The organism is Candidatus Limnocylindrales bacterium, assembly GCA_035559535.1.
GTDB lineage: Bacteria > Moduliflexota > Moduliflexia > Moduliflexales > JAUQPW01 > JAUQPW01.
In genome coordinates this window covers 232,035-250,796 of record DATMBG010000051.1, presented here as the reverse complement: position 1 = coordinate 250,796, position 18,762 = coordinate 232,035, and the positions used below count along the sequence as shown (strand labels likewise).

16 protein-coding genes are annotated in these 18,762 nt (G+C 44.0%); 1 reads left to right on the top strand and 15 read right to left on the bottom strand.

The window, feature by feature from the left end; translation table 11 throughout:
- Nucleotides 1-75 precede the first annotated feature (75 nt).
- The 12 genes from VNM22_19580 to VNM22_19525 form a co-directional block, all read right to left on the bottom strand.
- Complete coding sequence (locus VNM22_19580; GenBank protein ID HWP49368.1) at nt 76-477, bottom strand: hypothetical protein; 402 nt, start codon at nt 475-477, stop codon at nt 76-78.
- 11 nt (nt 478-488) lie between these two features.
- Complete coding sequence (locus tag VNM22_19575; GenBank protein ID HWP49367.1) at nt 489-1,814, bottom strand: radical SAM protein; 1,326 nt, start codon at nt 1,812-1,814, stop codon at nt 489-491.
- 102 nt (nt 1,815-1,916) lie between these two features.
- The gene (locus tag VNM22_19570) at nt 1,917-2,423 is read right to left on the bottom strand and encodes a CopD family protein (protein HWP49366.1); all 507 of its coding nucleotides are present in this window, start codon (nt 2,421-2,423) and stop codon (nt 1,917-1,919) included.
- Nucleotides 2,424-2,431: 8 nt separating this feature from the next.
- A complete protein-coding gene (locus VNM22_19565; GenBank protein ID HWP49365.1) occupies nt 2,432-2,950 on the bottom strand; it encodes a PCP reductase family protein in 519 nt (172 codons plus the stop codon).
- 150 nt (nt 2,951-3,100) lie between these two features.
- On the bottom strand, nt 3,101-3,991 hold the full coding sequence (locus VNM22_19560; protein HWP49364.1) for a P-loop NTPase: 891 nt from the start codon (nt 3,989-3,991) through the stop codon (nt 3,101-3,103).
- Between the two features lie 106 nt (nt 3,992-4,097).
- Nucleotides 4,098-5,978: a universal stress protein gene (locus VNM22_19555; protein ID HWP49363.1), complete on the bottom strand. Its 1,881-nt coding sequence runs from the start codon at nt 5,976-5,978 to the stop codon at nt 4,098-4,100.
- 101 nt (nt 5,979-6,079) lie between these two features.
- Complete coding sequence (locus tag VNM22_19550) at nt 6,080-6,802, bottom strand: carboxypeptidase regulatory-like domain-containing protein (GenBank protein ID HWP49362.1); 723 nt, start codon at nt 6,800-6,802, stop codon at nt 6,080-6,082.
- A 130-nt stretch (nt 6,803-6,932) separates the two neighbouring features.
- On the bottom strand, nt 6,933-9,821 hold the full coding sequence (locus VNM22_19545; protein ID HWP49361.1) for a c-type cytochrome: 2,889 nt from the start codon (nt 9,819-9,821) through the stop codon (nt 6,933-6,935).
- Between the two features lie 58 nt (nt 9,822-9,879).
- Nucleotides 9,880-10,860, bottom strand: coding sequence for a hypothetical protein (locus VNM22_19540; protein ID HWP49360.1), 981 nt, complete (start codon nt 10,858-10,860; stop codon nt 9,880-9,882).
- An 84-nt stretch (nt 10,861-10,944) separates the two neighbouring features.
- The gene (locus VNM22_19535) at nt 10,945-11,112 is read right to left on the bottom strand and encodes a hypothetical protein (GenBank protein ID HWP49359.1); all 168 of its coding nucleotides are present in this window, start codon (nt 11,110-11,112) and stop codon (nt 10,945-10,947) included.
- Nucleotides 11,113-11,219: 107 nt separating this feature from the next.
- The gene (locus VNM22_19530) at nt 11,220-12,029 is read right to left on the bottom strand and encodes a cytochrome b N-terminal domain-containing protein (GenBank protein ID HWP49358.1); all 810 of its coding nucleotides are present in this window, start codon (nt 12,027-12,029) and stop codon (nt 11,220-11,222) included.
- A gap of 70 nt (nt 12,030-12,099) precedes the next feature.
- Entirely contained in the window at nt 12,100-12,693 is a 594-nt protein-coding gene (locus VNM22_19525) for a Rieske (2Fe-2S) protein (protein HWP49357.1), read from the bottom strand.
- A gap of 223 nt (nt 12,694-12,916) precedes the next feature.
- Here VNM22_19525 and VNM22_19520 point away from each other — a divergent pair, with 223 nt between their 5' ends.
- Nucleotides 12,917-13,249 (top strand): hypothetical protein, encoded by a 333-nt coding sequence (locus VNM22_19520; GenBank protein HWP49356.1) that lies wholly within the window; start codon nt 12,917-12,919, stop codon nt 13,247-13,249.
- Nucleotides 13,250-13,362: 113 nt separating this feature from the next.
- On the opposite strand, the gene VNM22_19515 is transcribed toward VNM22_19520, so the two are convergent.
- The 3 genes from VNM22_19515 to VNM22_19505 form a co-directional block, all read right to left on the bottom strand.
- Nucleotides 13,363-14,862, bottom strand: coding sequence for an FHA domain-containing serine/threonine-protein kinase (locus VNM22_19515; protein ID HWP49355.1), 1,500 nt, complete (start codon nt 14,860-14,862; stop codon nt 13,363-13,365).
- A 101-nt stretch (nt 14,863-14,963) separates the two neighbouring features.
- Nucleotides 14,964-16,460: an adenylate/guanylate cyclase domain-containing protein gene (locus VNM22_19510; GenBank protein ID HWP49354.1), complete on the bottom strand. Its 1,497-nt coding sequence runs from the start codon at nt 16,458-16,460 to the stop codon at nt 14,964-14,966.
- A gap of 57 nt (nt 16,461-16,517) precedes the next feature.
- Nucleotides 16,518-18,746, bottom strand: a complete 2,229-nt coding sequence (locus VNM22_19505; GenBank protein ID HWP49353.1) for a Stp1/IreP family PP2C-type Ser/Thr phosphatase — start codon at nt 18,744-18,746, stop codon at nt 16,518-16,520.
- Nucleotides 18,747-18,762: the final 16 nt, after the last annotated feature.

The following is an 18,762-nucleotide window of genomic DNA, read 5'->3' as shown; positions in this document are numbered from 1 at the left end:
GTGCTGAGTACCGAGTGATAAGTAGTTACTCGGCACTCAGTACTTAGTTTTGTACGGGCAGAGGGCCCTCCGCCCCTACGAAAGATCCCAGGCTGCTCGCGCCAGCATGTAACAGATAAAGCCCGTTAAAAGTCCTGTAACAAGATAGAGATAGTTAAACGTAAAGAGATTCTCTGAGCTGAATTTAACGGTATGAGCATGAAAATCGTATCCAATCTGGAAGCCCAAAAAGTTCAGTAAAAATACCAGGGTTCGAATTCCGGCCAGTACGGCTAAAATTTTGGTCAGGATACGAAATTCCTTATAAACGAGCCCGGCTAAAATGGGTAAAATAATAGCTGCGGGGATGAGGGAGCGAAGTTCACCGCTTTTTCGCTCGGGCGTACCGCCCAAGAAAATAGTCAAAAAAACGACCAGGATGGCTCCTATCAGGTAAACAAGAGCCGCCTGATGAAACTTTTTGGATGGGGTGGTCATGGATCTCGAAATTAATTCTTTAGATCTTGAATCTGTAGGAGATTGTTTTCATTCTTCTTAAATAAAGAAAACATACCTCCCATATTCTGCATGGCCTTCTCCCGGACTTCTTTCATCAACTCGGGAGTAATCACCGAATAACCCTTACTTCGAGCATAACCTTCCACGCCTTTTATAACCATTCCACGGGCAAAAGAAGGAATCATTTCCAGTCGTTTTTTAGCTTCATCCGTCCAGGTTAATTGAAAGTCTGCTTCCAGACCGAGGGTGAGTGTCTCCTCCAATTTAATCTCCACAAAATTATACTTACCAGGCTCATACTGACAGGAGGGATCTTCGGCAAGGTAGTTACCCGTCTCTGCAAAAGCCCTGGCCCGACATCCACTACAAACCACCTTAAATTCGCAACTTCCACACCTTCCCTGGAGAAGTTTTCGATCTCGAAGCTGATTAAGAAGGGGTGAGGTATGCCAGATCTCGGCAAAGGATTTCTTTCTGACATTTCCTAAGGGAATAGACATATAAGGACAGGGGGTTACTTCCCCGGTGGGAGTAATCTGGGCATAGTGGGTAGCTGCCGGACAGCCGCCTGAGTAGCTCTTGAGGTAAGGAGAGTTGGGATCAGCTTCGTAAACAATCCGTTTATATTGAGGGGTACACTTGGCACTGATAAGCATTTTACCCTGATACTTCTTTTGCATCTCAAATACCTGCACCAGCATGGCTTCATACCGGGCTTCGCTAATATCCTTTCCACTAAGTCCCTGGCCTCGACCGGTACACACAAGAAAGTAAAGGTTGAAAAACCGGGCCCCCAGTTCATAGGCAAAATCCACAATCCTGGGGATTTCATCGTAATTCCAGGACATGGTAGAAGTCTGGATAATAAACTCCACCTGATTCCTCTTGAGGACTTGAGCCCCTCGGACTGCTTTTTGCCAGGATCCAGGAACCTGGGTAAAGTGGTCATGGGCTTCCGGTCTTACCGAATGAAGACTGATACTGACCCCTTTAACTCCCGCCGCCACCATTTTCTGTACCAGTTTATCATTGAGAATGGTCCCGTTCGTTCCGATAACGACCATAAATTTTTTCTGCGAAGCGTAGCGGGCAATCTCAAAAATATCCTTTCTTAATAGAGGTTCTCCTCCCGTCAGAATCAATAAAGCATGGGGATTTACCTCTTCAATCTGGTCAATAATTCGGAAGCATTCTTCGGTACTTAATTCCCCGATCCGTTCCCCGGTTCTGTAGGCAGCATCCAGATAACAATGGGCACACTGGATATTGCATCGTTTGGTAATGTTCCAGGAGATGGTGTGAACTCTATACTCCATAATTTTTCGATTTTTAAATTTAGGAATTAAATGAGGACCTCCCGTTACTTTTTAAGTTGGGCTCCCCGGCTGTAGAGGTATTCAACAGGACATCTTCCCACCTCAAAAATTCCTGAGCATGAGAGCCAGAAACAGAACGACCATCCCAAGCACCGTATTAATCATCAAGAAATATTGGGACTTTCGTTGTAATTGCATAATAGAATCGGGTATTTGGTCGGTGAACTGTTTAGCAGGTGGGAGGGTCAAAAGAAAATCACTGATCTTCGAAACCGCCGTACGGGAACTTATCACCCGGATCGCAATCATCACTCCGAGGAGGATGATTTTTAAGGTAAGTATCCACATATAAGCCGGGGAATATTGAAATTGAGAATAATATCCACGAATCAGCACATTGAAAATACCGGTCAGCACAATAATTTCGGCGGCCCTTGCCGCAAGGAAGTGAAATCGGGTCTGGGCATTCTGAAAAAGCCGTAGTTGTTCAATGGACAAAGGCGTTTTCAGATTAGGGACAAGGGTTACCAGCGTGAAAATCATTCCCCCAATCCAGGTAATAACTGCTAAAACATGTAACCAGAGAATGAAAATAGCCAGATAGCTCATAACTTATCTCACATGCCGAATCTTCCTCTAGCTTCATCCATAACGGCTTCATTTATTTCGCTATAGCCCCGTTCCCTGGCGTACATCTCAACACCCTTTTTTACCATAGGCCTTACAAAGCCTGGAATCCGTTCTAGCCGTTTCTCAGCTTCTGCGGTCCAAACAGGCTCTTTACCAGATGAAGAGGTATTATGGGCAAAGGCATCGGACACTATTTGCGAAAAAGGGCAACCCGGTCCGGAATCCAAGGTTTGAAGTTCCTGATCCTTCTGATTCTGGGTTTCCAATGCCGGGCCCAAGACGGTTTGTTTATCCTTACTTTCTTCGCGCTTTTGGGCTAAAGTTGTTCGAATCATGGACATAGGTTCCGCCGGGACCGTCTTTCCCCCTACTTTTATGTCCATGGATCTGAGCAATTGAGTTTCCCAGGGATTTGTCAATAAAGCGATATCCCTTTGACAAATAGGGCAACCAAATATAACCGTTAAGGACCCCTCTTCAGGCCCCTCAGTTCTCTTGATTTTCATAGGCTCATCACAATCGACACAAAGAAATTTCATAACTGGAAATAAGCAAGCTAAAGTGTTTAAACCGGGCTAAGAGGTTTTAAGTTTTTGAGTCCTCTAAGGGGGCTCCAGAAAATGAAAGTTAAAAGACCCTTAGACGTTTTAGACATTTTAGCTTACTTTAAAAAACTCCTTCACTTTTTTTCCAATCTCCCTGAAAGCCTGTCCGGTCAGTGAATCTGGGTATTCCAGCAGAAAGGGAGTACCTGAATCGGCAGAGGTTGAGATACGGGGATCAAAGGGTATTTCTCCTAAAAAGGGAATCTCTAAGGATTGGACCCATTCTTTTACATCTCCAGAGGGAAATAGCTCTCCTAAAGTACCGCAGTGGGAGCAAACATAACCCGCCATATTTTCTACCAGTCCGATCACAGGAGTTTTCAATATGTTTTTGGCAACGGAGATGGATTTTTTGACGACCAGTTGGGAGACTTCCGAAGGGATGGTAACAATCAAGGTTCCTCCCAGGTCTGGAAGCAATTCTACGATATTGGGGAGGCGATCTGTACCCGGTGGGAGGTCCAGGAGTAGAAAATCCAGGTTTCCCCAGTTTGTATCCGAGAGAAACTCTCGCAGGGCTGTTACTTCCATGCTTCCTCGCCAAGTGAAGGAGTCCTGTTGCGTAGGTGCCTCCCATATAACAGGAGTTTCATCGGTGGGGAGAAAGAGGTCCATGGACATAACCGGGATATTCAGAAAACCCCGAGCAGGTTGAACACCTTCTTGGGTGGTTTTGAGTTTCTGCCCGCGAGCTCCCATCATTTTAGCCAGGGAAGGCCCGTTGATATCTGCATCCAGGACTCCAACGGAATACCCTTCTAAAGAAAGAAGAACGGCCAGATTGGCGGTAATGGAACTTTTGCCAACCCCTCCCTTTCCGCTCATAATAGCCACCTTATGGCGGATTTTATCCATCCGGGCTTTTAACCGATTCATCTGTTGCCCGACTTGGCCGAGGATATTAGATCCTCCATCCCCCACGATGTCTCTATATTTTTTCATTTATGTAAGTACCTTAAGGTGTTTTAAGTTTTTAAGTGCCTTAAAGTGCCTAAAGGGAGCTAAAATTAATTTTATACTTTAGCCGCTTTAGGCACTTTAGCTCACTTTAAGAGTTGCCCTTGGTATAATTTCCGATGGCCTCTTCCATCATTTTTCTGGCTATTCCAATACCCTCTTCGGTGACTTCCAAAGTAATTTGCCTCAAACCTTTTTCGCGGGCCACTCCTTCGATTTTATCCCTGGTAATATTTCGCATAAATCCGGCAGGAACTCGATTCAGGCGTTCTATGGCAGCTTCGGTCCAGGTTAATTCAGCCGAAGGATCGGATGGGGAAGAGGTAACATCTTTTCCTTTCTTTTCCTTTTCTGACTCGGGTTCTCGACCCAGGCGATCTTCTTCCAAAGTTTGTTCGATAACCTGAGCAGCCAGATCCCTGGTGATGGTGGTCAGTTTACGAACCCGGGCGGATTTTTCGATCCGGGCTTTGGCCCTTCGTCTCATATAGCCCGAAGGAACCGTTCTTAAAAGCTCTTTAGCCTCCTGGGTCCAGCTCAATTTAATCCCATCGAAGGTTTCTTCCTCTTCAACCCCTCCTTCCAGGGGGGCCAGGGACTCGATGGCTACTTTATCAACTTTTTCAAATTGATCGGCATTAGCATGGCACACAGGGCAATTGAGGGGACGTACATTTTTGGCTGCATACCCACAGTATCGGCAAATGTAAGTTGTACCTTCTGTTAGCCGACCCTTTTCTACGGCGATGGTTTCCGCGGCAAGCCCCATAGCCCGGACCATTCCTTCCGGTAAAACAGCGCGCATGGTCTCATCAATAACACTGGAACTTATGATGGAGTGTCCGCGCTCCATGGCATATCTTAAAACGGCAGTTCGTGCAATTCCTCGAACCATGGCCGGAACCCGTTCCATTCTCTGATTGGCCTCTTCGGTCCAGACAATACTGGCCTCGGCCTTAATATCAATGGGGGGGATGAACTTCCTGCTGGAGATTAAAACATTGCAGGGAACCAGTCGAAGAAGATTTTCGGTAGTACTTCCAATGTCCATGTTATCATCACTATGTACACCGATCCGACCCACCACCAGTAACCAGGGTTTTTCCCTTCGGACATACTTTAAAATTTTTTCAAAGGCTTTACCGTCCAATAGAGTGATCTTTAAGTCGATCCCCTCTTCCTTCGCCACGTTTCGAGCAATTTCCAGGTGGGATTGATAAATCTTGGCTAATCCCGTATCAATGACTTCTTCATGGAGTTGTTCCTGTTCTTTAAATTTGAAGACCTTGGCTGCCTTTTCAGAGAGAACCCCTACAATGCTGTTGAACATGGCATAGTGTAAATAAGGATCATAAACAGCCACAGCTTCCACAGACCTCTGAAAAGCTTTACCGAGTTCAACGGCGGTCTTGAGGCCTGCAAAGGATTGGGGGCTTCCATCCACGGCAACAAGGATATTCCCGGTTTGTTCTTGTAAGGGAAGCGTATTTTTGATAACGAAGGTATCAACCTTAATCCGACGGACGACCCGCTCACAGACACTCCCAATCTGACTATCCTTAACGGCTCCCATTCCTAAAGCTCCAATAACGACCAGGTCATAATCGCTGTTCTGGATGTCGTCTACGATGACCTGAAAATTTTTCCCATCGTACATTTTTTTTTCAAAGGATAACCCTTCTTTCTCCGTAATTCGGGCCATGACATCCAGATAAGAATCTGAAATGAGTTGTAGGCCCATCGTTATAAGGCTATCGTGAATTTTTCTCTGCCGTTCCAGTTCCTGCTCATCCTGATATTCCTCAGGTAAAGTATATTCCATTTGTCTAAACCGTATATCGTGCATTCTGGCCGCATAAACATGGCTTCCTACTAACTGAGATCCAAAATGTTTTGCCAGAGCTACAGAAAAATCAACGCAGGCATTGGAGTGCTCTGAATTATCCAGGGGAACGTAGATTTTTTTGTACATTCTTTTTCTCTCTCCTCGGTTTAATCGATTTCGGTATTCACATAAAAGGGCAATAAAACCGGATAATCTGGTTTTATTGCCCTTTTAATAAAAATTAAGGGTTACTTCGGGGCCATTTCGACGGTCACTTTAGTTTCTTCTTTTTCCTTTACGACCACATCTTGGGTTACGGTACCTAGCTTTTCATGCCAGACTCCCAGTTTATAGTTACCCGGAGGAACATTTTCTAATTTGAAGTTGCCATTCTCATCGGTAGCGGCGTAATACGGATGCCCTGTAGCTACCCAATAGGCGTTCATCCAGGTATGGACATCACATTTTACGTTGATAACCTCAGGATACTCAACCTTTTCCTGTAATACCTTCTTGAACTTAGGCTGAGCCTTGTTAATAGGCGGATTTGCCTGGCTAAAGGTATGGATATTGTGCAAAATCCCGTCACTATTGAGAATATCGATGGTAGATCCGGCCGGGAATATAAGAACATGGGGAAGATACTCGCATCCTTTTTGATCAAATTTTGGATTCTCAGCAGGCTTTTCCTGGGGTTTTCCTTTTTGAATATCCGCCAGATAAGCCACGGCATATTGAATTCCTTTTGTTTCCTTAGAAACAATCAGATCGTTAGCAGGATGGGATTTACACACCTCCTTATCCTTTGCAGGCTCAATCATGGGTCGCTCTGGGGGTTCCCCAGCAAACTTTACCGTACCTGTAATCGTCCCGCCATTGGTCACTTCTACGGCTTCATAGGCAAGTGCAGAGGTACCTAAGAAGCTTACCAGCCAGGTTATTGTGAAAAGAAAAGTAAATAATTTGGTCATGAATTTCCTCCTTTTGCTTGTCCGTTATCTATTGGGGCTTATTAAAATTACAACAGACAACGAACTGTACAAGAACACAGTCTACTCTTCTCACTAACAAAATACGACGGACAACCCATTATGGACAATTCTATTTTTCTTCTGGTGGAGGTTTTACTGGGGTCAGGGATATGTTTCCTGTAGGGATTGATCCAAGGGAAAGCACATAATCCCGTAGAGCCAGAATTTGTTGCTCTTCATTTCCTTCTAGAATATCGTCAGGACCTGAATTTTCATCGGGGAAGAACATGGGCATTTTGGTTCCTGGTTGTATTTTTTGTGGATCTTTAATCCATTTGATAATCCAATCTGGATTGAGGCGACTGGCAGCCATAGCCAGATCTGGAGCCCATCCTTCCGGCGGACCTTCCGGTTTCTTATCCCCCTGCTGATGACAATTGAAGCAGTTCAAGTAGTCGGGAGAAGCCAGACGAGCACCGGCCTGAACCATATCTGGAAGAAGGGGGTGCTCTTGGGGAAGTTCGTAGGGAAATCGCTTTTTAGCAAGAACTGAAAAATAGGATACAAGGGTGGCGACTTCCTCATTGGAAAAGCCAAAAGTAGGCATTCGAACCTTTAACCACGGACGAATAGGAATGGGATTTTTCAAGAAATTAGAGAGCCAGTCATGGCGTACTTTCTCCCCCTCATGAAGTTCTCCAGCTTCCAACAACGGCGGAGCCATATTGAGTTCTTCAGGTTTATAAAACGCCCGGATCGCCCCTCCTTTATTCTCGATGATATGACAGCCAATACAATTATACTGTCGAACCAGTTCTCGACCCTGAATGAGGGCCATTTTAATTGGATCAGGTTTATAAATATAATCTGGAATTTCGCGTTCTTCTCCGGTCAAACTCTTTAAAAACATAACAATCGCTTTGATGTCCTCATCCAGGAGGCCAAAATTAGGCATTCGTAAAATCTCCCGCTCCGTGGCGTAAATTCTCGGATTTCTAAGCTTATTTACAGTCCAATCCCACCAGGTCTCCGGAATATGCGTGGCATTACCAAACGACATTTGGGCGATCCATTTATTACCAAAGGTAGTCAGTTCTGCTCCGATGCGCTGTTCCTTTTCCATCCCCGGTATGGTATGGCATCCAAAACAGCCATAATTCCGGATCAATTGCGCACCTTTTTCAATCAGAGCCGGATCCTTGATTTTTTCTTCCAGACCGAAAATTTTACTTTCCCCCTCCCATTTTAAAGTCATTAAATAGGCGGCTATATCCTGGGCCTGCTCATCACTCAATCTAAAATTCGGCATAGGTGTTTTAGGATCATAGCTTTTAGGATCTTTGAGCCACCGCACAAGCCATTGAAAGTTCGTCTTACTACCGATGCCGCTCAGATCTGGACCGAATTTCCGGCCTGTTTTTCTGGGTACGGGAACCCGAATAACTCCATTGTCATCTATCTGGGGTACTATTTTAATGGGATTTCCCTGTTCATCTTTGACCTCCGTTCCTTCCCCAATGACATGACAACCCAGGCATCCGATGGATCGAACGAGCTCTTTACCCCTTTCAGGAGAAGGTTGATAGTTCTTTGAGAGGGCAACGGGAACGGCAGAGTAAGAAGGTAAAGAAAGAGAAAAATTTCCATCGCCTTGTCCTCCGGTTCCTTCATTTTCTGTTCTCTGACCTGGGGCTTGGGCCAAATATTTTCCCCTCGTTACATTCATCAAATAGGCTACAATAGCCTCGACGTTTTCATCTGAGAGGAGGAAATTCGGCATTCGAGTTTCCACGCGAAAGGTCCTCGGGTTTTTGATCCATTGGAACATCCACTCTGCCGTAACCTTATCCCCTACGCGGGTCAGATCGGGACCGACTTTAGGATAATTCTCATACCCCTTAACCAGGTGACATCCATGACATCCTAATTCTTCGAAATTCCTTCTTCCCTGAGTCAAACGGGGGGCCTCTTCCAGACCCTTATCTATCTCATGACATTTCCTGCATCCAATTTGAACATTTTCCCCTAAGAAGAGAGGACGGGACCAGAATTCGGTATTATGGTTGATCTTGAGGGGTCTATCTTTGTCATGGATGGCCTTTACCTGTTGTTCTCCATTATGGGCTTGTTCCACGGTAAGGGCAGCACCTTGTCCGGCATGGCAAAGGGTACAACCAAACCTCTCGATGGGATGTTTTCCAAAGATCTCTTGCCGTTTTGGATGGGTTCTAAAGGGTTGAGGAATACTGGCATCTTCAAAACCGGCTCGATCAATGGCCACATGACAGGTCATACACCGCTCGGCCCGGGCTATGTGATTTCCAAAATTTGTAATAAAAGACTTCTCCACGATAATCTGCTTGATTTCAATAGGTCGAGCCTTGATTCCTTCTATTTTTCGTTGGATCTGCTCAATATCGGCAGTATATTTGCGCTTTTCTGCCTGAAGATTTTCCAGATTTCCTTTGATGCTTTCAATCTCTTTTTCGATGGCAGCTACCTCTGATTGTCGTTTATCAATCTCGGGCTGCATCTCTTTCACTTTTGCTTCCAGCTTATCCAGCTCATGTTTTCGGATTAACACATCTTTGTCGTTTTCATGGAGGGCCTTACTGTACCAGTAAAAAGCTTCATCGGCTTCGCTTTTGAGGAACTGCTGTTCTTGAGAGACCTCGAATAACTTAATCTTGGCTTCCTTTAAACGTCTCAGAGCATCTTGATAACTTCCTTTATGAGAATTAAAATCTTTTTCAGCTTCTGCCAATTTTTTTTCTAACTCTTTATATTCCGGAGTATTTAATTTGGCCTGGGCTTGTTTAAGTTCGGCTTCCGCCCGTGCTAATTCAAATCGATTAAATTCTTTCTGATATTTTTTCCAGGGTCTTCGGGTAATCACCTCGTCCCAGAAAGCCCACACCGTCATGATCAAACCGATCAAAGTAATAATAAAGTAAATATGTCCATAGGATTTTCTCTCGACAGCCTCAATAAAAATCTTCTCTTGATCCTTCTCCGCCATTGATCGATCTCTTCATTAACAATTAGCAATTATTTTCTTTCCTGTTAATTGCCAATTGTTAGATATTGAACCAGGGCGTTACCCAGATATATTTGATATTTAGGGTCCATCTCAAGATCATTTTAATGGGAAGGGCCATCATGGTCAGGAATAAGAAAGCCACGATACTATATCGAACAACTCCCAATTTTTGAAGGACTTCACTCCGATTTCGCATGATCAAGTAGTAGATTACCCCCAGGAGGTAATAACCGATAACCACAGCCCCTCCAAAAATGGAAGCTATAAAATCATCCCGAATACCCACTTTATAAGAGAGGTTTACGTTGGTAAGAGCGGCTACTTTATGAGGATCCCATTTATCCCAGGGTGCGAAAAAATTCCATCCCGGTCCCCTCAAAAAAGTTCCCACAATGATGAGGCTGACCCACAGGACGAGGAATCCAAATAGAAAAACGGTAATGGCAAATTTCCTTTCTTTGAAGGTGTAATATCCGTTTCCCTTTGGGTTAATATCCACATAGGGGATAATCATAAGCCCTAGAATAATCAAACCGGGGAGAACGACTCCGGCTATCCAGGGGTCAAAGTAGACGAGCATTTCCTGCAAACCCAGGAAGTACCAGGGAGCTTTAGAAGGATTCGGGGTTCTGTTGGGGTTAGCGGGATCCTCCAGGGGAGCATCTACCAAAATAGACCATATCGTCAGGACAATCAAAGCGGCAATAGCCACTAAAAATTCACTTCTTACCAGATGGGGCCAGGTATGGACCCGGTAATCTAATCGTGTTTTTTTCTTGGCCACCGTTTTAACGGCAGGGGTCGGTTTTGAGGTAGTTGGTGCAGTCGGTTTAGCCGTAGTGGCTGTTGTAGGGGGTTTCGAAACCGTACCCGCAGGAGGAGTTGGTTTAGGAGCCGCCGCCTCTGCCCCTTTTTTAGGAGATTCGCCCCCCTCTTTAGAGCCTGGAGCAGGCTTTGAAGCTCCATCTGGTTGGGGTTCCTTGGGGAGCTCCCTTTGCATATCTTTTTCGTCGGCCATTCTTTTAAAAGGATAAACCCGGCAAGGGTAGATGGGGGAAAAAGGATCCCCTTTACCCTTTCTCCTTATATCCTTATAAAAGGGTTATTCACTCATCCTATCAATAATTTCGTCTTTGCGTCCTTCTTGGATCAGTCGGTCGTTTTGTAAAGCCTGTCGGAGACCCACACAGGTAAAAAATATCACCAGTAGCAACATGGCCACAATGGGAATATTATCCGGTTTACTGATGATCTGGATAAAGTTTTCCATAACTTATCCCGAAGAGCCTTAAGAACCCTTACTTAAGAACCCTGAGCAGTGTAGTTTATTTTTCTTCTCTCTCAGGATTCTTTGTCGTCTTCGTTAAAGTTAAAACTTTAGAGGGGTCCTGAGATCCCCCCATCTTTTCGAACCCTCCAAAAATGAAGCATCATCAACCCTCCGGCCAAGAGGGGGAAGAAGATACAATGGAGGACGTAGAACCTTAAAAGAGCCGAAGGACCTACGATAGTTCCTCCCAGGAGCATGAAACGTACGTCGGAGGAAGGGGTTATAATAGAAGGGGGTGCAAAAGGTCCCTCATGGCCTAAGACGGGAGTAGCACGGGCCATATTGGTACCTACAGTGACCGCCCAGATGGAGAGTTGATCCCAGGGGAGAAGATATCCTGTAAAGCTCAAAAGAAGTGTTATGGTCAGCAGCATAACACCTACGGCCCAGTTAAATTCCCGGGGTGGTTTATAGGAGCCTGTCAAGAAAACTCTCAGCATATGGAGCCATACGGTTATAACCATGGCATGGGCAGCCCAACGATGCATATTCCGCATAATCATTCCAAAGGGGACATCAAACTCCAGATACTTAATGTCGTTATAAGCGTACTCGGCAGTTGGACGGTAATAGAACATTAAAAAAACCCCGGTCACCGTGGTCACCAAAAACATCAGAAAAGTTAATCCTCCCATGCACCAGGTAAAACGCAGTTTGGTTCCGTGTACAGGGAGTTTGGTAGGATGTAAATGTAACCAGACGTTATCCAGAACTGCCAGGACCCGATTTCTGGGAGTATCTTCATAACCATGTCGAAAAATAGATCGCCAGACTTGGGACTCTACGATCTGTCGTTTTATTTCTTCAAAGTCCGACCGCTCCGGTAATTTTAATTTAGGAATAGGTAACTTAAGCACACTCTCTAATAGGATTGAGGATTAAGGGTGGAGGGGGTAAAAGATCCTTCTTTCCCTCAACCCTTAACCTTCAACTACTATACGGTAGATAAGCCCCAGGTTTAGTCCACTCCCCTTTCTCATAGAGGAATTTAACACTTTTATCTATCAAGAGTTGCCCATCCTCGGCTAAGGTTATTTTGATTCGTTCTAAAGGCCGAGGGGCAGGGCCTTCAAAGTTGATTCCGGTTCTTCGGAATCCACTTCCATGGCAGGGGCATTTAAACTTATCCTCCGTTGCAAACCAATTAGGCGTACATCCCAAATGGGTGCAGATAGCTAAAAGGGCATAAAAGCCACCGCTATCCCGAACGATCCATACCCGTTGAGATTGTTTGAATCGCTCATTCACTTCTCCCACGGCATATTCATTGGGGAACCCGGCCTTGAAAATCGGAGAAGGTTCAAAAAGAACCCGGGGGAACATATATCGGAGACAGGCGAAGGTGGCTGCTAAAAAATTTATGGTAAATCCCGCCCACGCAGCTCGGGTTAGAAAATCTCTACGGGAAAGTAAACTCCACTTCCCTTCTGTCGGTGCCTGTTCAACAACTGTTGCCGGCTTAGCCAGCTCTTTTTTTACTTCAGGAGTTGGTGGGGTAGCTACAGTAGTTTCATTGGCCATATGGAATAATTCTTAGACCCTCCTTGGTTTATGAACTTAAATCATGACAAAACTCAAATAGATAGGCGACCTCTTAATTAAATTATTTAATATCGTAACGAAGATTCTTGTCAACATAATAATTTTATTTTTTAAACCTAAACCATTTCTGGATATTTTTGCTTTGACAAAGGCATCTTCGCCGGTTAGCTTTTAAGAAAGATGATAGATAAAGGAGGGTTTTATGGATGAACAAGAAAAAATTAATTTCATCCTGCTGGATGAGATTGAGACCTTGACAGATAAAGTTATAAAAAAACTTAATTCATTACCCCTTTCTGAGCGTGAGAATCGGATGAATTATGTGTTAGAAGTCATATCTCGGGGTGTGCGGACCCAGGAGCCGGTGATGGCTCCTATTAAAAAGGAAAGTACGAATTTAACGGGTTTTGGGGTGCTAATCTTTTTGACCAGCTTACCTTTCTGGTTTATCTTTCCGTTTATGGGGTACTTTCTAGGGGGGTTAGGGGGGTTGCTGATCCTTATAGGCCTTATATCCACTCTGTTCAAAGCCTGATCCCCTTTTTCTGAAATTATCTTAAAAGTCTCGAACAAAAGTAAAAATGCACGCCAGGTGCCTATTGACTGTAGGGCGAAGGGGTGTTTCGCCCTACACTTCCCTGTCTCTATTTAAATTTTCTTAAGAGCCTCTTTGATGGCCTCTTCTAATTCCTTGGCGGTTTGAAATCGCTCCTTCTCATCCTTTTGGATGGCTTTATCGACTACCGTTGCCAGGGCTTCCGGGATCGCAGGATTTTGTTCCCGGATAGGTATAGGAGGATCTTCCAGAATAACAAGAATGGGATCCTTCGGTTTTTTTTCTTTAAGAATCCCTTTGACCATATCCAGGGGAGTAGGAAAGTGAAACTGATACTTGGCCGTCAGAAGATAATAAAGGGTGACAGCCGCAGAATAAACATCGGCCGGAGGTTTTACGAAACGGTAATTGGTAAACTGCTCCGGGGCCATAAAAAATGGAGTTCCACTGGTTTCACCCCGCATGGTCATTCCGGAATTTCCGGCCTTTTCATAACTTTTAGAAAGTCCAAAATCCGTTAACTTGGCGATCCTTTCCCCTTTTTTATTTTTAGTCAGAAGTAAGTTAGGGGGTTTAATATCCCGATGAATGAACCCTTTCTTGTGGGCATAATCCAGCCCCCCAAGAATCTGACAGATTAAATTACAGGCCTCTGGAATAGGGACGGGTCCCTTATAAACTTTAACCACCAGCTCTTCTGTATCGCCATGGGGCAAATACTCGGAAACAAAGTAATGCTCTCGGCCAATCATTCCCTGATCCAGGAGACGAACAATATGGGGATGGATAAGCTGGGTCATGACGGCCATTTCACGTTGAAAGAGCTTATTCGCCTTTTCATCCATGGCAACACCCGGTAACATCTTTTTTAAGGCAACCAGGCGACCTGTAGGCTTATGCCAGGCTTTATAAACTACCCCCATTCCACCTCTACCCAGCTCCTTCAATAACTGATAATCTTTAATGTTTGGAATATCCACCTCTCGCTGCTCCTGGGCTGCACACTCTTCGCAGAGGTATAACATTACATCGGCTAATTCCTCAGCTTTCCCGTCTGAGTTTGCCCGACGCGATACATCTTTACCACAGCCGGAACACACGTGATGTATCCTGGGAGCAGCGAGCGGTTTTATCTTCATGGCTTCCTTTTTTTTGCAATCTTGGCAAATATAATCGGAAATAGCCAGGTCAGCAGCTCTTTTATTTTTTAGAGCCTCGGTAAGATCCGAGCCACATCGGATGCAGAAAACCTTCTCTGCTTCAACCGACTGCTCGGGAATCACCTCAACCCTCAGCACCGTCTTTCCTACTCTAATGAGATCCTTATCATGAAGTTCTGCTTCGGTAATACGTTTGAACTCCTTATCCTTCACACACTTCACATAAGTCCCGTTGGTGCTTTTATTATCCCGAATATAACAGTAAGGGGGTCTTATCTCTAGAAGGAAATGATTTCTGGATACATAAGGATCGTCTTGACTGAGTTGAAAATGGGATTGAAGCGATCTTCCCACTAAAAAGCAATCCGGTTGATCAAACTCAAAGTGTTCACCCTGTCGGGGACCTTCTACAATCGATAAAACGATTTTCATCTTTAAGTTTAGTTTAGTTATTAACAATGAATAATTGATTTTTTACAATCTCGGGTTTGTAAATAACAACTGTTCATTGCCTAAGTTTTTAATATCAGCTCTTATAAAACTTTACTCAAGACGCTGTAAACTTCTATCTTTTCATCTCCCTTAGAGGTTTTCATTTTTCCTATAAATTTCGTAATGTAATCCACTTTAACGAGGTCATTAATCTGTTTACTCACAAGAATACTGCCAGGTTCTGCCAGGGATGCCAGGCGATGGGTCAGGGTGACCGCTTCTCCAAGTACGGTATATTCCATTCTGATGGGAGATCCCATATAACCTGCCACAACTTCCCCGGTATTGATTCCGATCTTTAAATCCAATTTTTTTCTCGGATCTTGTTTTTCCTTGAAAGTTCTTTGCCGGTCTTGCACCTCAATAGCCGCCAGTACTGCATTTTTTGTTCTATCGGGAAAGGAAATAGGGGTCCCAAAAACCCCTACCACCACGCCGCCATCATATTTGATCAGGGTTCCTTCATATTTAAAGATGACCTCGGTCATCAGGGTATAGTATTCATTTAAAACCTCGGCAATTTCAAAAGGATTGAGTTTCTCAATAAGAAGTGGAAATCCATGGATATCCGATATCAGGATCGTCACTGGAATCCTCTCAGTTTTTAAACATATTTCTTCTGGATCTACGCTATCCCGGATCATCTTATCGATAATGTGGGGGGGAATAAACCGTGCCAGATTGCTTCGAACAATTCCCTCCTTTTTTCTCTTTTCATTCCAGATAACCTTCTCTATGTTCCAGGAGATATGATTGGCGATGGTAGTTAACAGGATAAGGTCACTTTCGCTGAACCTTCCCGGTTTGGAGTCTTCCACATAGATAACCCCCACCACATCCCCATATTTAAGTATAGGTGCACACATGATGGATTGTATTCCTTGAAACATAAGGGTCTTCAAGGTATCGGTAGGTTCAAACTCAAGGGAACTTATCATGGATCGTTTTTCGTGCCGAACCCTCTCAACAGAGGATTTGCTATAGGAATTATTCGGACCGCTAACCCCACGACAATATAACTCTCCATCATCCCCTAGAAGGAACAACAGACATTTCTCGGTCTTTATAGATAAGCGTACCAGGTCTGCGATGGATTTTAAAAACTCCTCTAAATTGGTAGCCGTTACCAACCTCTCACTCACCTGATGGAGAATAAAGTAATTAAGATCCAGGGGTTTACTTCTATCTAATTCTTGAAATTTAATGACCAGATCGGAGGGATTAATGAACTTGATACCTTCGGTTTCAAAAACGAGGGTACTAAATCCGATGGTTATTCGATCTCCATGTTTAAGTTTTGCCTTTTTTATTTCCTTACCATTGACAAAGGTATGATTAGTACTTTTCAAATCTTCAATAAAATAGTCTTCTCCTTCTCGGGTTATTCTGGCGTGACGACGTGAAGCCGTTTTATCGTCCAGATTTATGGTATTTTGAATCCCTGTTTCCGGATCGTCCTTACCTATGGTAATGACATCTTTATCCAGATTAAAAACCCTCTCAGGAGCATTCCGCCCTTTTATAATTAAACGCGGCATTTTATTTATCCTCCTGTCCTTAAACCCTCGTTTGAGACTTATTTAACTTAAAGGTCTTTATAAGGTTTTATATAACAAAATCACCGTAATATTATCTTTTCCACCTTTTTTATTTGCCAGATCTACCAGCATTTCACAGCCTTCTTGAGGTTCTCCGATGCTGCATTCCAGAATGGTCGAAAGCAATTCTTGATCATTTAGCATATCTGTAAGCCCATCCGAGCAGAGGAGAATATAATCCCCGGCTATCCAGTTAAATACTTGGATATCGGGAGCCAAATAAGTAGAAGTTCCCAGGGCCTGGCTCAGCATATGTTTCAGTTTATGGTTTTTTGCCTCTTCCTTTGTAAGATTTCCGGTTTTTACCATTTGGGTGATAACCGAATGGTCTTCTGTAAGTTGTTGAATCTTCCCATCATGGATCAGATAAGCCCGGCTATCTCCAATGTGGGCGATATGAAGGTCGTTATCTCGACAAAAGGCCAGGACAACCGTAGTACCCATTCCCCGGAGCGAGAAATCACTTTCTCCTTTTATTCTAACCTCATCGTTGGCTTTAAAAAGGGCCTTCATGATAAGCTCAGCAGTAACCTCAGGGGTGGTTTCTCGAGAAATCTTATCTTTTAAGAAACTGGATATTACTTCCACAGCTATTTTGCTGGCTACTTCTCCCCCCTGGTGTCCACCCATGCCATCTGCAATAATAAATAGGCCGCCCTCTTCATCCACATAGAAACTATCTTCGTTACCGGTTCGTACCCTTCCCACATCGCTTTTGTATCCAACTTTCCATGACACCTTGGGTTTCTCTCCCAAAACCTTATAAACTTCCATATCTTTTTCTCCTTTAGGCATTTTAATCTTTTCTACGAACTGAACCTCAAAGTCCTGCTCGATCAGCTTGTAGGTTTGCTTTCCAATAAAAATCCCCCCTGCATTCGCCATAGATTCCAAACGGTAGGCAAGAACTACCTCTTCCCCCAGTACCGTGTATTCCATCCTTTTAGGTGAGCCAATATAACCGGCTACCACTTCACCTGTATTGATGCCTATTCTTACATCGAACTTTTTTCGCGGGTCAAGTCTTTCCTTAAACTTTTTCTGTTCTTTTTGTATCTCCAGGGCGGCCATCACGGCATTTCTTGCATGATGGGGATAAGGAATAGGAGCTCCAAATATGGCCATAACTCCATCCCCCATATACTTATCCAGCGTACCTTCATATTTAAAGATAATGTCAGTTACAAAACAGTAATATTCATTTAAGAGATCTGCGATTTCAGAGGGATCCAGTCTTTCAGTAAGGAGGGTAAACCCCTTAATATCTGCAAATAAAATAGTTGCAAGTACTTTTTCAGCCTTTAAGTCTACTTTTCCGGTTTCCAGACTGTCTCGGGTTATCTTATCGGCCACATGTGGGGAAAGAAAGCGCTCGAGATTACTTCTTATTAAGGCCTCCTTTTTTATTCGGGCATTGAGATTGACGCGTTCTATCCCTGAAGAAACATGATTGGCAATGGCGGTTAACAGGGTAAGATCACTGGGGCTAAATTTAGCAGGCCTGGGATCTTCCATATAAATGACACCTATAACCTCGTTATATTTTAGTAAGGGAGCTGCCATAACCGATTGGATACTACGAAAGATCATAGAGGTTGTGATGTCTACTTTAAGGGAGGTCATGAAAGATCGCTTTTCGCGGCGAACCTTTTCAACCATGGTCTTACTGTAAAGTTTATCCGGACCTATACCCACTCGATGATGTAGCTCTCCATCCTCTTCCAAAAGCAGGAGCAGGCTCTTTTCAGCCTTAATAGCCAGATGGATCATCTCCATAACTGACTTTAAAAACTCATCCAGGTCAGCGACCGTAACCAGTTTCTCACTTATCTGATAGAGAATAATATAATTAAGGTCTACGGTTTTACTTTTATCTAATTCCTGAAACTTAACTTCCAGATCGGCAGGATTCACAACTGTGGCGTCCTCTGCTTCAAATATCAAGGTGTTGAGTCCAATGGTAATCAAATCCCCATGTTTAAGTTCCGCTTTTTTTATTTCCTTACCATTAACAAAAGTATGATTTTTACTTCCCAGGTCTTCGATGAAGTAATGGTTTCCTTCTTTCAGGATTCTGGCATGATGACGGGAGACCGTCTTATCCTCAAAGCCGATATCATTTTGGACACCTTCTTCAGGTTCATTCTTGCCAAGGGTTATAACCTCTTTATCAAGGACGAAATAGGTTTCAGTATCGTTGGGCTTTTTGATAATCAAACTCGGCATTTTTCCAGTTCCCCAC